General features: G+C 70.0%; 10 protein-coding genes and 1 pseudogene. 2 read left to right on the forward strand and 9 right to left on the reverse strand.

Annotated features, from left to right (window positions below; genetic code table 11):
* Window positions 1–4: 4 nt before the first annotated feature.
* Window positions 5–196 (forward strand): ferredoxin, encoded by a 192-nt coding sequence (locus ADK86_RS03190; RefSeq protein ID WP_053695156.1) that lies wholly within the window; start codon window positions 5–7, stop codon window positions 194–196.
* 90 nt (window positions 197–286) lie between these two features.
* On the opposite strand, the pseudogene ADK86_RS03195 reads toward ADK86_RS03190, so the two are convergent.
* Both ADK86_RS03195 and ADK86_RS03200 read right to left on the reverse strand, forming a co-directional pair.
* Window positions 287–1129: pseudogene (locus ADK86_RS03195) on the reverse strand (GNAT family N-acetyltransferase); the annotation flags it as partial.
* A gap of 838 nt (window positions 1130–1967) precedes the next feature.
* Window positions 1968–2816, reverse strand: coding sequence for a hypothetical protein (locus ADK86_RS03200; protein ID WP_053695157.1), 849 nt, complete (start codon window positions 2814–2816; stop codon window positions 1968–1970).
* Between the two features lie 259 nt (window positions 2817–3075).
* Between ADK86_RS03200 and ADK86_RS03205 the strand changes: the two genes are divergently transcribed.
* The gene (locus ADK86_RS03205; RefSeq protein WP_078951749.1) at window positions 3076–4116 is read left to right on the forward strand and encodes an OmpA family protein; all 1041 of its coding nucleotides are present in this window, start codon (window positions 3076–3078) and stop codon (window positions 4114–4116) included.
* Between the two features lie 64 nt (window positions 4117–4180).
* On the opposite strand, the gene ADK86_RS03210 is transcribed toward ADK86_RS03205, so the two are convergent.
* From ADK86_RS03210 to ADK86_RS03240, 7 genes are all read right to left on the reverse strand, one after another.
* A complete protein-coding gene (locus ADK86_RS03210) occupies window positions 4181–4585 on the reverse strand; it encodes a hypothetical protein (RefSeq protein WP_053695159.1) in 405 nt (134 codons plus the stop codon).
* A gap of 84 nt (window positions 4586–4669) precedes the next feature.
* Window positions 4670–6355, reverse strand: a complete 1686-nt coding sequence (locus ADK86_RS03215) for a hypothetical protein (protein WP_053695160.1) — start codon at window positions 6353–6355, stop codon at window positions 4670–4672.
* A 17-nt stretch (window positions 6356–6372) separates the two neighbouring features.
* On the reverse strand, window positions 6373–7098 hold the full coding sequence (locus tag ADK86_RS03220) for a phage tail protein (RefSeq protein WP_053695161.1): 726 nt from the start codon (window positions 7096–7098) through the stop codon (window positions 6373–6375).
* Between the two features lie 49 nt (window positions 7099–7147).
* Entirely contained in the window at window positions 7148–8395 is a 1248-nt protein-coding gene (locus tag ADK86_RS03225; RefSeq protein WP_053695162.1) for a baseplate J/gp47 family protein, read from the reverse strand.
* Window positions 8376–12629, reverse strand: coding sequence for a putative baseplate assembly protein (locus ADK86_RS03230; protein ID WP_053695163.1), 4254 nt, complete (start codon window positions 12627–12629; stop codon window positions 8376–8378). Before ADK86_RS03230 ends, ADK86_RS03225 begins: the two co-directional genes overlap by 20 nt.
* Window positions 12629–13027, reverse strand: coding sequence for a GPW/gp25 family protein (locus ADK86_RS03235; RefSeq protein ID WP_053695164.1), 399 nt, complete (start codon window positions 13025–13027; stop codon window positions 12629–12631). Before ADK86_RS03235 ends, ADK86_RS03230 begins: the two co-directional genes overlap by 1 nt.
* Window positions 13028–13086: 59 nt before the next feature.
* Window positions 13087–13485, reverse strand: a complete 399-nt coding sequence (locus ADK86_RS03240; RefSeq protein WP_053695165.1) for a PAAR domain-containing protein — start codon at window positions 13483–13485, stop codon at window positions 13087–13089.
* Window positions 13486–13493 lie beyond the last annotated feature (8 nt).

Below are 13493 nucleotides of genomic sequence, written 5' to 3' on the forward strand. Positions count from 1 at the left end.
GACCATGCACGTGACCGCCGACCGCGAGGTGTGCGTCGGCGCCGGGATGTGCGCCCTGACCGCGCCCGGCGTCTTCGACCAGGACGACGACGGGCTCGTGACCGTCCTGACCTCCGACATCGGGGAGGACGACCGGGACGCCGTGCGCGAGGCCGGCATGCTGTGCCCGTCCGGGGCCCTTCGGGTCACGGAGTAGTCCGGTCGGCAACCCGAGGTTGGAGCCGGGGCCGTACGCGACATGCCCGCACGGGACATCGCGTACGGCCCCGTCGGCCCCGGTCGCCGTTCACGTAGGGGCCGCCGATTCCTTGATCAGCTCCCAGGCGTCCACGGCGAAGTCGAGGGTCATGCCGTGCCGCTCGTACAGCGCCGGTGCGCCACTGCTGTTGTCGGTGTCGACGCCGAGGCCGATGCGGTGGCGGCCGAGCGCCGCGTAGTGACCGAAGGCGTGGCGCAGGAGATGGCCGCCGAGGCCGTTCCCGCGGGCTTTCGGCAGTACGCCGAGGGAACTTATCCAGGCCATCGAGGGGCGGGCGTTGTGGGTGCGCAGCGCCGCGACGTCGCCGAGGCCGCGCAGGTGGGCGATCCATACCAGCGACCAGTCGGCGTGCTCGGCGTCGATGTCGTCCAGCCACTGTTCGTACGTCCGCGGCTGAAAGTCGAAATGGTCGGCGAAGGACTCCTGGAGCAGTGCGTGGGCGCGCCGGCGGTCGGGCTCGGTCCGGCAGGGGCGCAGCGTCACACCGGGCGGCGGCGCCGGGAGCCGGTCGGTGGCGGCCGACAGGGGGCGGTGCAGCACGTGGTAGCGGCGCACCGTACGCCAGCCTCGTGCGCGCAGCGCGTGCAGGTCCATGGTCGGTGCGGCGTTGAGGTGGAGGTGTACCACCGCGCGGGAGGCTCCGTTGGCGGCTGCCCGCTCCGCGGCCCGCGCCTCCATCAGGTCGTACAGGTACAGGGCGCCGAGCAGCCGGCCGGGCAGGGTGTAGTGGTCCACGTCGATCCGCTCGCCGCCCGAGTCGTCCCAGAGCAGGCCGTACGCGATCAGTCGGCCGCCGTCGAACAGCAGCCAGGAGTCGTTCTCCAGGTCCGCCTCGGGGTGCTTCAGCTCCGCCTGCACCTCGGTCAGGTCAAACTTTGGCGATCAGCACGTATAGCGGCAGAGATCCGGAGACGAGGGACCCATCACGCCTGATGGAAGGGACAACGCTGCAAGGTCCACCACGGGGTGTACAAGGGCCACACACAGTGGTCCGGTCACGCCGAGGACGCGGTAGGCGCCGAGCGACCCGGTGCGACGCTGCGGCGCGGCTCTGCCGGCGGGTGGATGAGCGCGGGTCGGACTGGTGTGACTGGTGCTTGAACGACCTCCCCGCGAACGTGGTGGAGATCGATCACACGTGCGGCCCCGCGCGATAGGAGGGACCGGCACGGACGGGAACGTTCAGGTGTTGTGCCGACTCGCGGCTCAGCGTCCGTTGGCCTCTCACGCCGGTGTCCTGACAGCAGGGGCTCTGACATGCGCTTACGTCGGGGCGTGTGGCGCAGCGGTTGCGAGGTCTCTGGAACACGAACTGCAAAGATGCAGGACACTTTTGCGTGAGTCGGCACCACCCACTGAACAGCTGCGCCCCCGCTCCGGCTGCGTGCCGGGGCGGGGGCGCTCTTTGCGTCACACCTGGCCTCAGCAGCCAGCCGCAAAGCTGATCGTGAGCACGTCAGAGCGGGGCAACATAGTGCGGGATTGCCGGTTAGCCAAACCGGCGATCCCGCGCATCATTGATAGTCCACCGCCACGACCTACCCGTACGTCGAGAGGCACCACCCGGCCAAGACAGGTGTGACAATGGCGAAGGCATCGGCCAAGGTACGCCGAGTATTTCCCGGAGTGTGGTTGGGGCCACGGCATCGTCGCGGTTGCGTCGGCCCAGGCCGTCTCCGCTGCTTCCAGCGCGGCCGACCTCGCGGCCTCACTTCCGCGGGACGCTTATCTCGAAGGCGCCCAGCACGCGGAGAGCGTCGATCGGTGCGCTTTCGACGGGAAAGTCGCGAGCCAGGCCTGCCTGCCTCAACCGGTCCATCTCCGCGTCCTCGATGCGGCCGAAGCCGGGGACGAACGCCGTCTTGCCCGGATCGAAGTTGTAGTAGTCGCTGCACCTGACCGTCCAGCGGGTGACCGTGACAAGCAGACTGGTCGGATCCTCAGGGATCTCCTGAGCCGTCACTGTGACACTCGAACTGACCGTGAACCCGCCTAGCGCAAAGAAGAGTTCGTTGTTCGCCGGGGCGACCACTGTGTCCCGCCACGTCATCTCTGCCGTGCCGCCCGGCGCGAGCACACCGGACCCAGCACGCCGCTGGGCGCCCTGGGCAAATCTCGCTCCGTGAGCGTCTCGCACATGCCGCACCCAAAACGCTTCCCGCGTGAACACTTCCTCAGGCACCATCAGCCGCTCTCCATGTCCCCGGTACCAATGTTCGAGATGGGCAGCGGCCTGGACGTAGCCGAGTTTCCTGCTGGCCTCGATGAGCCGTTCGACCTTGGCCCTGACGCTGTCGATGCTGTCGAGGCCCGCGTCCGCGGCAGCGCCGCTTGCCGGACCAGCGGACACGGTCTGCGACAGCGGGGCACTCAACCACCGCTCGCCGTCCCGCTGGTCCCGGTCACCGCCCCGCCGCACGATCATCCGTGCGAGCAGGAGCCGAGTCACAGCCTGGTTCCCCGTTCTCACCTGAAGGTCCTCTACCTCCTGCCTGCGCGGGCCGGAGCCGAACGTGACCGGTGCTCCGCGCAGACCGGGCCGGGCGACCGCTGTCATGGTGGCCCAGAGGGCCGACGGAGCTACGCCGGCTCCCGAGAGCGGTGGGCGCGACACCAGTTGACCCGGTACGCACCGGACGGGACCCCTGTGCTCCGGAACCTGCCGACCCGGCACCGGTTTCCACTCCCGTCGCGGTGCGTCGTGGCGTTGCTCCCTCGTACTCATCGTCCTATTCCACCCCCTCGTCGGGTCTGCGAACGGCCCCTGGTGGACCGGCGGAATCGACTGCGAGACTGGACAAACGAGGTGATGCACCATGGATGTTCACACCACGCGATGGCTCCGTTCGGCACTCCCCAGTATGCGACGGGGCAGGCCAGCGGCCTTGCAGCGGGCGCCTTCGCGAGCGACCGCATTGGCTGCCCGCCGCCTGTCCGTCACGGTCCTGGAGGGGCAGCGCTCCGTCGGCAACCACGCGATGCGCCGCGCACTGGACGGGGACCGGGACGCTGCCAGGGCACGCCAGGCATATGTCCGTGCGACGGTCGATTCCGTCCTGCGGCGTCAGTTCACGCCGGACCCCGAACAGGAACTGCGGCGCCTGCTTGAGGACAGCTTGAAGAAGGGCGTCAGCTACGACAGCAAGGACGGTTTCACCATAGGCGGCATTCCCCTGAAGAGATTCGAACAGGGGTGGCAGGTGGCCCGCAAGCTGGCAAAGCGCGATGTGGCTGGCGCTGTGGAGGTGTTGAAGCCACGCGACCCGTTGGACCGGGAACGCCTCCTCCGGGACATACTCGCCCTTCAGCAGCAGTTCGAGCTGCTCGTCCCGCAGGAGGCGCGCGAGCGGGAAGAAGAACGGGAGCTGGAGCGTAGGGAAGTGGTCGCCGAGACGACTCGGCAGCTGAGGCTGCCGACCGGAACACCAGAGGGGAGCCGCCAAAAGCCGTTCACGTTGCCCGACACCGGATTGCACCCCGAGCGGTTGCGGCTCGGTGGTATCACCGTCCATGTCCTGGACAGGTTTCCGTTGGCGAGCGCCGTGCTCCAGCCATCGCATCGTGCGCAGTTGGACGTTCTGGCACGGCAAGCCACGGCCGACCCCAGCGCCCGCGTGGAGATCGTCGGTCATACCGACACCTCCGGGCCCGAGGCATTCAACCTGAACCTGGCTGAGCGCCGGGCGCGGGCAGCACGCGACCACCTCGTGCAGCACGGCGTGAGCGGCGCGATCATCTCGGTGACCGGCCGCGGCGAAGCCGAACCGCGGGTGACGGAACGCACCGAGGACGACCAGGCGCAGAACCGCCGTGCGGAGATCGTCTTCATCGGAAGTGTCCAAGAGCGGCATCCGTAGCCCCTCCGGTTGCCGCTCTCTCCCTGCCCGGCCCGACAGGCGATCTGTTCACCCGGTGCCGCCTTCACCCTGAGATCACCGGGACGTCTATCAAGTAGAAGCCCGACCGCACGGTCTGGACCGCCTCCACGACGGGCCGCCCCTCCTCGTCGGTCTCGAAGCCGGTCGTCGGCGCCTCCCCCGCGGATACCTCTGGCACGCGGTACTTCTGCTTGACGCGGGGCGGCGGATACCCGGCCCGGACCTCCGCGAGCCGCTTGCCGCTGAGCCGGGTGATGCTGGTGGTTCGCTGGAGCCTGGTAATCAGGGACGGCGCCTCGTCGATGACAACGATCCCCTCCTCCGCGCCGTCCTTCACTAGGACGAAGCGGTAGTTTACGTCTTCCAGCTCCGGCGGGACGACCAGTTGCGCCGCCCCTCCTCCCGTCGGGCGGACGGCGAGTTTGACCCGCAGATATGCCTCGGCCATGGTCGGCTCCCTCCTGTGCGTCGGCCACCGGTGCCTGCTCGTCCCCCTGACGGAGACAGTGACAGGGGCCAAGTGAGCGCACGACTACTGGATGTTCACGAATACGGCGATGTGAGCGGTCCCCGCCGCGCACGGTTCCAGCGCCTTTCCGATGACGGCGCCGACCCTCGGGGAGATGGCTTTGCAGGCATGCCCGGCGGTGGCGGACGTCGTCAGCAGATCGCCCACGGCGATGGGGGAGCTCGAGGCGTCCACGTGGCAGTGCGCGAACGCTCCCAGTGTCACCACGAACACGTCGCCCCCGTCCGGGACGGCGGTCGGATCGTCGGGCTCGGTGCGCCCGTCGGGCTCCCCTGGTGCGGGCGTGGCCTCCTGACAAACGATACCGATCACCAGTGGGTCGTCCTCGGTGTCGGACAGCGTCACCTGCGGGATGGGGATCAGGTTGTTGTCCCCGTGGAACCTGACCGTGCCGGCCGGGTGCAGTTTGACCACGTCGCCGGTGTGCAGGACTCCCCCACTGGCGTTCACGAACGTGTCGGTGACGTAACCGATCTTGTTGCCGGAGAACCGCGTGGTGCCGTTGAGGACCGTGGTGTCTACGCCTCCAGGCGATGCACCGACCTTCAGGCCCACCATGCCGTCCAAGAACGGCCAAATAAGCACAGCTATCTTGCCGCTCGTGCCTATGACGCTGCCACTGGTTCCGCCGAGCACGGTCAACGTGATCTTCTTCTGCGGCGGTGACCCCAGCATCGTGTTCGAGTCCCCTGCCGAAGCCGTCCCGAACTGCACGCTGCCCGCGCCCACCGAGAGTCCTCCCGTCACATCGCCCCCGCTCAGCGGCAACGCACCGACCTGCGCCGCTGTCGTGGCGTGCGGATTGTCCGTACGGGCGGAGTGGCTCTCGCCGATCGTGATCTGGTTGGCGGCGTCGTTCGGAGTGATCGTCACGGCGTCGCGCCCGGCCAGGGATACGTCGCCGCCCGGGTTGTGTACCCCGTTCACGCTCGTGGGCGCGCCGACCTGCGCGGCGGTCGTGCCGTGCGGGTTGTCGGTGCGGGCGACGTGCTGATCCAGCGCGGCACCATCGGCAGCGACATCGCGGCCGTCCACTTCTCCGGCCGTCTCGATGTCGCCCGAGACATTGAGGTTTCCTTGGAGGTCGGCCCGGTCCGCCGCGCCGAGGCGCAGCCGGGCCCACTCTGAGCTGGCCACTTCGGGGGCGCTCAGGGCCAGGCTACGGACCTCCAGGTCGCCAGCCACGACGCCCGCGTCGCGGCGGCGGTATGCCCCGGATCCGTCGTCAATGCCGTTGATCCGTCCGTCGGCGCCGACGTCCACGCGTCCCAGTACGAGAGTGGTGCTGGGGTCGTCCGGGTCGTCGGGCGTGACGTCCACGAGCGGTACCTCGCTCCACCGGGTGTTGCCGGTGACGCCCGTCTCGCTGGTGGGGTCCGTCTGTTGTTCGTCGTAGGCGATGGTGACGTAGACGGTCTTGCCGCTGTAACTGGACAGATCCGTTGTCTGCGTGTTGACGGTCAGCACTATTTCCCGGCCCTGGACGTCAACGGCCGCACCCTGGCCGACGGTGGCCCGGGAGGCGCCGGTGGCGAAGCTCAACTGCAGACCCGTGGCGATGCCCCAGGTGTGCTGGAGCCGCAGGTGCCGTCGGCGCATCCGCAGGTGGTACTCCTGCTCGGCGGTGAAGTCGCCCGCCCGCATGAACTGGTGGTCGAAATAGTGGAGCCGCTTGATGTCGTCCGCCATGGTGTCCCTTCCTTGCCTCATGCGGGGTTGAGCAGCGTGTCCATGCCGATGGTCGAGTGAACGGCGATACGGAAGCCCGGGGTCTCCGCGTCCAGCGTGTAATACGTGTGGGCCGGCTTTTCCGCGTCGATCAGCGTGGTAACCACCTGGCGGTGCCGGGCCATCGCGGCCGGGTCCGACGTCGGCAGCCGGATCAGCACGCGAAAGAAGTGCGGTGCTCCCCCGGAGAGCACAGTGTCGACGCCGACCGTGGAGTGTGTGCCGAGCTGGAAGGAGGTGTCCAGTTCATCGACGGTGACGCCCAACCGGGTGTAAGTGCGGACGTACTCCTCCAGCCCCTGACGGGTCCCTCGCAGGCGGTAAAGCGGCACCGCGCGAGCGATGAAGTCCCGCTGCCGCAACTCATCGAGGTCCGCACGGGGGGCTAGCGCCACCCATCCTGCAAGCCAGTCCAAGAACTCGGCGGGCGCCCGCTCGGCTTCCGGCAGGTTCGGTCCTGGGTCGAAGTAGCGCTCGACACCGCGCCGTCGTACCTCGCCGCTGACGGGGTCGACTATGCCGTCGAGGATCTCTTCGATCCCCGGCGCCCGCTCATCCCCCAGGCCGGTGAACATCTGCTCGAAACCGAGCAGGAACCGGCCCAGGAAGTTCGGCGTGTCCGGCTCCACATCCTGTTGGTAGACGGCGGGCAGGTGGCGCATGTAGGTGCTGGCCTGCCCACGGAGCCTGTCCTTGCCGTCCATCCTCGGCCTCCTCGCCGCCCGTCGTCGCCCGGGTACGCCCGCTAGCTCGTTAGCCCGCTACCAAGGCGACCTCGGCATCGACCAGTTCACCGGGTTGGACCCGGACGCCCGTCAGCGGTCCGGAGCCGTCCTCCAGGCGCACCGCGTGGGCCGGGTCGCAGCGCAGCTCGACGGTCAGCCGGTCGGGGCGGCTTCCGAGGGCGACCTCGGCCACCGCGCCCACGGCATCGGGCTTGACGATGCGTCCCGAGGCACCGTCAGGGCCGCCGTGCAGTGGGCTCAGGAACCGCTTGACCGCCGCCTTCACGAACCCCATTCGCTCCGCCCCGGCGGGCAGGGGACGCAGCGCAATGATTACTTCGATCGCCACGAAGACGGTGCCGACCACGATGGAGGTCGGCTCGATCAGCGGCAGCGGCAAGTGGTGAGCGGCCAGGCCGAGTCCGATCGGGTCGCCGGAGGCACTCAGCAGCGGCTCCGCCGCGACCTGGCGGGCCGCGCCCGGCCGGCGGACGCTCAACAGGACGACGTCCGGGACATGGTCGACGTCGGGGATGTTTGTGAGTAACGCGAACACTTCTGCGAGGTGGATGCTCCGGCCGAACGGCCAACCGTTGCCGTCGGCGCCCCCGGTCAGCGGGGCAAGGAAGCCGTCGAGCGCCTCGACGGCTCGTTGGCGCACGTCCTCGGGACGCGTGCCCGATCGCCGGGCGAGCAGTACCTCGGCGCCGACCGGCGCATAGACCGGTCCGGCCACATGCAGGCGGGTGGTCAGCATGCGCCGCGGTTCGAGGTGGTCGAGCACGGTGGTGACCAGAGCCGGGTCCGGCTGGGCGGCATCACGCGGGACGATGATCACGCTGACGTGACCCGCCTGCGGCCGCATCCGCTCCGGCTCGGTGCCGAGGTTGAGGTCCCTCCGGGGTATGCACCGCGTGCGTGCGATGTCCGCCGACGGCTCGGCAGCCAGCAGCTCGTAGTCCGTGCCGGTCACGGCCCGATGGCGGCGGCGCAGACCGACCACAGTCCGCCTGACGTCCTCGATCAAGTCGTCCCCGGACTTCCAGTCGGGGCCGTTGAGCAGCTTGAGGAATACCCGCACGTGCCGGTCCGGGATCTGGTCGGTCCGGTAGATGAGCATGTCGGTCAGCCAGGCGAAGAGCTCGATCAAGGTGATGCCGGGATCGGAGAGGTTGTGGTTGGTCCACTCCGGGTCGTGGGTGATGATTCGGGCCCGGGCCTCGTCGAGCAGGTCGACGAAGGCACGGTCATCGAGGTCAGGGGGACGCAGGGCCATCGTCGCCTCCGGGTTCGCTCACCATCGTGATGTCGTGGTCGCCGCTGTGAACCAGAAGCCGCGCGGGCTCGGCGCCGTCGGGGTCGCTCGCCACCGTGATACGCAGGGTGCGTACGTGATCCACCCCGGGCACGCTCTCGATGAGGGGGTACAGCTCTGAGCGGTGCGGAGTCCGCCCGAACTCCCAGCCACGGCCGCCGGGTCCGCCAGTCAGCGGATGCAGGAACGCGGTGAGCCGGGCGTGGATCGCCCCCTGCGCCTCTGTGGCAAGGTCCGGGGTGGTGGGCACCACCTCGGCAGTCACCGAGATACGCAGCCAGGCCGGGCCCGTCACCTGCGCGTCGATCGTGGGGCTGAGGCGCGCGGCCAGATGGTCGGTCACTCGTGCCAGCAGTGCGAGATCGGGTACCGGTCGGGGGTCCGCGTCGCGGGGTACGACGACCACGGTCACCCGGCCGCCCTGCGCCATGGTCCCGGCCGGGATGCCCTTGGCCCTGGCCACATCGGTGGACGCCTGCAGGGCCAAGTCCTCGTAGTCGCTGATCGCCACCGCACGATCGCCGTGCCGCAAGGTCCGTGGGCCGCGCTCCGCGATCGCCTGCGGCGACTCCGGTGCGGACCCGCCGCGGGCCGGTTCCTCGTTCGTGACGCCTTCCACGCCGGGCACGGCGCTCTTGAGCTGGGAGAGGGCCCCCGCCGGGCGGTTGCCGACAGAGCCACCCCCGGCCCGGTACTCCGCGGCACGGACATTGGCGCGGCCCTGTGGGACCACCAGACCGCGGCGGCCGTCCCCGAACCCGATCTCGCCGGAGCCACGTTCCAGCACGTAGTGCCGGCTGCGCGGGCCCGATTCGTGAAAGTCGGGTACGCGGTGCCAGCGCACCCACACCGTGGCCGGATCGTCGCCGGATCCGGGCTCGGTAGTGACAGCGTCCAGGCCCCCCTCGGCCTCGATGATCGCGCGCTCCTGCGCCGACGGCGGCTCCGTCTCGCGCACCTCGATCCGCTCGCCCGGCAGCACCGGTGTCATCGCGATACGGAAGGTCTGGCCGGGCTCGCCGTTGCCCGAACCCAGCTGTTCCGCCCGGACGGTCCGGGTGTGCGCGGCCCACATGGTGTTGGTCAGCACCCGGTACAGGCGCGGGGTGCTCGGGGAACGACCACGTCCCTTGCGGGCGCGCAGCCAGCAGGCCGTCTCACCGAACTCCGTGGAACTGCGGAAGTCCGCGGGCCCGATGAAGGTGACGAGCCCTCGGCGGGTGAACCCGGACGTCTCGTCGCGCACTCCGAGAGGCGCCCACCGTCGCCCGTTCCAGTACTCCCACACCACGACCGGTGGTTCGGACGCGTCGTGGCCGACGACACCCTCGGGGCTGCCGTAGCGGGTCTCGGCGACTCCGAAGTACAGAGTGACGGTGCGGGGGGCGAACCCGGCGTCGGTGCCCGGCCGCCGGAAGCCGAGGTAGAGGGTGGCCTCGCTGTCGACCGTCGGCGTGAACGGGATGAACGTCGCGGTCCCGGTTACGGCCTCGGTGAGGTCGTCGTTGTCGGTCAGCAATTGCTGGGGCTGTTCGTAGGGGGAGACATAGTCGTAGCGCACCAGGAGCGGGCCGATCGACGGTGGCCGGAAGGTCGCCGGGGCGAGCCGGTAGGCGAGCGCCCCGTTCACGGTGTCGGTCACCGTGCTTCCCTCAGTGCCGGTCGTCGGCGTGTACGCGGCCGGGAGGCCGTAGTTGCCCGCCGCCAGGCGGGCCCGCACCGCCACCTGCGGCCGTCCCTGAACGTCCCGCCGCGCCACGTCGGCCGGGACGCGCCAAGTGACCTGGCCGCTCCGTGTGAAGGCCCAGGTAGAGTCGGTGAACCCGGAGATGGGCGGCCCGTCCCCGCGGACCACCGGCAGGACTTCGCCGGCCACGTATCGCTCCGTGTCGTCGGCGACCAGCACTAGGAGGTCGTTGCGTCCCTTCCGCACAGCGGCGTCGACGGTGAAGCGGCCCGAGAAGTCGGCGGTCACCACCTCGTCCGTGGCGGCGTTGTGCACCAGCACCCGGCCCCCCTCGACCGCTGCCCGGCCGGACACCGTCACCCTCGGTCGGCTCGTCGGCGCCAGCGCCGGGTCGAGGGCCAGGTCGGCCGCGGTGATGCCTGCGGTGGCGCGGAAGGCGAACGCCCAACGCGGCTCACCGGCCGGCCCGTCGTCGGTCCGGGCGGTGATGAGGAAGGCATGCGATCCCGCCGTCAGGTGCGGGTGCCTCGTCGTCCAGGTCGGTCCCTGCCCGGGGTCCGCGGTCGCCTGCCTGCCGGTGTGCCGCTCCGCCACCTCGACCACGGCACCAGTCGGCCGCTCGCCCGTCAATACCAGCGTGTCGGTGTCGAACGGCGTTACGTACGGCTCCAGCAAACGCTCACCCGGCAACGGAGTGGTCCGGCCGAGCTCCGCCCACTCCTGTCCGTTCCAGTACTCCCACGCGAGGACCAAGTCCGCCGAGGCCTTGACGGGAGGGAGCGGCCACCTCGGCTCAGGGCGCGCCGGATTGGCGACGGGAAGGTCGAGGGTGACCCATGCGCCGGGCATCGCGAACGCCTCCTCGCCGACCAGGAGCAGCTCGGCCCCGAAGGTCGGGCTCTGCCCGAACGGGAGGAACCGATCGGCAGGGTCGACCGGGACTCTGTTCGCGAACACGGCATCGGGGTGCAGACCGCGCCGGGCTATGGCGGCCGATGCCCGAATCGCGCTGATCCTCGGCAGCGGCCACCGGTAGGAGAACGCCGTCGCCAGCAGGACGGGCGGTCGGAAGCCGGACGCGGCGCCGTATCCGCCGGAGCCGATGCGCACCCGCAGCCACCGATGGGCCAGCCCGTTGACGGTTGTCGCCCGCCAGGCCGCGGGGCAGGTGAAGCTCACCGTGCCGTCCCGGGTGAACGCCTGTGTCGGGTCGGCGAACCTGAAGGGCGGGGTTCCCGGCGGCGGGGCGGACGGGCCGGAGCGGCCGAGCTCGGCCCAGTGCCCGCCGTCCCAGTACTCCCAGAGGAGAACGAGGTTGGCGGTGGGCCGCGCTGGCCGGGCGGTGTCCACGACCACGCCGAGCCGGACGTGAGCACCCGGCTTGCCGAACGCCGGGTCGCAGGCCAGGTAGCAGGTGGACCGCGGCACGGTCCGGCCGAACGGGTACAACGGCCGGTCCAACGCGAGCGGGATGTCCTCGGCGAACACGGCGTCCGGCGGCAGACCGTCCTGCGCGAGATCGGTGCGGGCGGCCGACGGATCGACGTCAATCAGCTCGGCGTGCGGCAGTGGTGTTGTCAGCGACGCGCGCAGCCAATGGCCCGTCGCACCGGCGACGGGGGTCGCGGGGATGCCGGGGACGTCGGGCAGGGTCACCTCCCAGGCGCCGTCGACGGGTTTTGGTGTGACGGTCGCCGGCAGGTCTTGCCAGTCGGTGCCGTCCCACCGTGAGAAGGCGAGGGCCGACAGCCACGACTGCGTTCCGTCCGCAGGGTAGACCCGCAGGGTGAGTGTCTTCAGCGCCTCGGCGCTCAGGTGGCGGTCTCCCATCAGCAGGCGGTGCCCGATCGGCTGGTTCCCCTCAAAGACCGCGAACGGCTCTCCTCCTCCAGCGGTCGCCGTTCGGGTCCGGTCGGCCGTCCGGTCGCATGCGGGCTCGCGGATCCGGACAGCGGTCAGCCGGGAGCGGGTGACGACCAGGTCACGCTCGGTCTGGAACAGCACCGGCGTGGACTCCCCCTCGGCGAGTGTGGCACCGACCGCAGTGAGCGCGGGCACCAGGGCGTCGTCGGTGCTGCCTGCGGCGAGGCGGAAAGTCAGCGGGACACGAGCGACCTGGGGCGGCAGCGGGCTGAGCCCCAGCAGATCGAGGAAGGCGAGGAAGTTCTTCTCGGGAATCCGGTTGACGCGCTGCACCAGCAGTTCCGTCAGGTGCGCGGATATCCGCACCAAGACGGAGCCGACGTCGGGCACCGGCACGACGGCGATCCTTCCGAGCCCGCCGGTCCGGGCGATCCGCTGCGCCGTGAGAGCGTCGACGAGCGTGTTCCGGGTGGCCAGGACCTCACCGGTAACGGGGTCGACGACGTCCTCGGCGAGCACCCGGCCAGTGAGCAGTGTGGCACTGGGCATGACCCGCTGCCAGTCCGAGTAGCGCTGCAGCAGCCGTTCGGTCTGGGCGACCAGGTCGGCGAACGACCGTGCGTCGATGAGTGGGGGCGTCTGCACTACGCGACTCCCTTCTCCGAATAGAAGGGATACACGAGGTTGAAGGCCATGTTCGTCGAGCGGACGCGATACCGGACGTGGATCAGCAGCAGCGCGGGTGTGGCGGGATCGGTTTCTGCGTGTACGTCGACGACCTCGATTCGCGGCTCCCACCGTACGAGTGCGTCCCGCACGGCGGCGGCCGCCTGGCCCAACGCTGTGCTGGCGGTGGCGCCGAGGACCATGTCATGGATTCCGCACCCGAAGTCGGGGTGCATCACGCGCTCGCCCTTCGCGGTGCTGAGGATGAGCCACACCGCATCCTTGATGCACTGGTCGTCCGCAGCGCGGGTGACCGTGCCGTCCGATTCGACGTTGACCGGGAATCCCCAGCCCGCGCCGACGAATTCGGCTCGCATCTCGGTTCTCTCCTCTCCGCCGATGTCATGGGGTGTTCTGGTCGGCTGGGACGACGCGATCAGCCGATGAGCACAGTGCCGACGGCGGTCACGGTGCCGACCGGCAGGTCCTCCGGGTCGTTGCAGGTGGCGGCGGTGTCTCCGTTCCGGGCCGCCGGCTTGCCGTTGATGTGCACCGTCGCGCTGCCGGTCCGTACGGTGCCCCGGTTGGCGGGAGAGTTCTGGAACGCTGTCCCGGGTGGTGCCGGCATGTGCGGCGGGTCGGCGTCCGCGGTGCTGCCCACGGTCGCCGCGGGGCGTCCGCCTATGTTCACGTCATCGCTGAGCCCACCGGTGAGTGGGCCGCTGAACGGGTGCGGCAGCGGTGTCGGGACCGGACCGCCGGGTCCGGGCACCAGGACGATGTGAGTGTCGGCGGCGACGATACGGTCGTCCTGCCTGGCGGCCGGCTCCCCCATGTGAACCC

Origin of the sequence: Streptomyces sp. NRRL F-5755 (assembly GCF_001279365.1) — a bacterium.
Taxonomy (GTDB): Bacteria; Actinomycetota; Actinomycetes; order Streptomycetales; family Streptomycetaceae; genus Streptomyces; species Streptomyces rimosus.

What these genes read in the sequence shown, in the direction of transcription:
- ADK86_RS03190 (WP_053695156.1), top strand. Translation starts at nt 5, where the DNA reads ATGCACGTGACCGCCGACCGCGAGGTGTGCGTCGGCGCCGGGATGTGC.
- ADK86_RS03200 (WP_053695157.1), bottom strand. Translation starts at nt 2,816, where the DNA reads ATGACAGCGGTCGCCCGGCCCGGTCTGCGCGGAGCACCGGTCACGTTC.
- ADK86_RS03205 (WP_078951749.1), top strand. Translation starts at nt 3,076, where the DNA reads ATGGATGTTCACACCACGCGATGGCTCCGTTCGGCACTCCCCAGTATG.
- ADK86_RS03210 (WP_053695159.1), bottom strand. Translation starts at nt 4,585, where the DNA reads ATGGCCGAGGCATATCTGCGGGTCAAACTCGCCGTCCGCCCGACGGGA.
- ADK86_RS03215 (WP_053695160.1), bottom strand. Translation starts at nt 6,355, where the DNA reads ATGGCGGACGACATCAAGCGGCTCCACTATTTCGACCACCAGTTCATG.
- ADK86_RS03220 (WP_053695161.1), bottom strand. Translation starts at nt 7,098, where the DNA reads ATGGACGGCAAGGACAGGCTCCGTGGGCAGGCCAGCACCTACATGCGC.
- ADK86_RS03225 (WP_053695162.1), bottom strand. Translation starts at nt 8,395, where the DNA reads ATGGCCCTGCGTCCCCCTGACCTCGATGACCGTGCCTTCGTCGACCTG.
- ADK86_RS03235 (WP_053695164.1), bottom strand. Translation starts at nt 13,027, where the DNA reads ATGCGAGCCGAATTCGTCGGCGCGGGCTGGGGATTCCCGGTCAACGTC.
- ADK86_RS03240 (WP_053695165.1), bottom strand. Translation starts at nt 13,485, where the DNA reads ATGGGGGAGCCGGCCGCCAGGCAGGACGACCGTATCGTCGCCGCCGAC.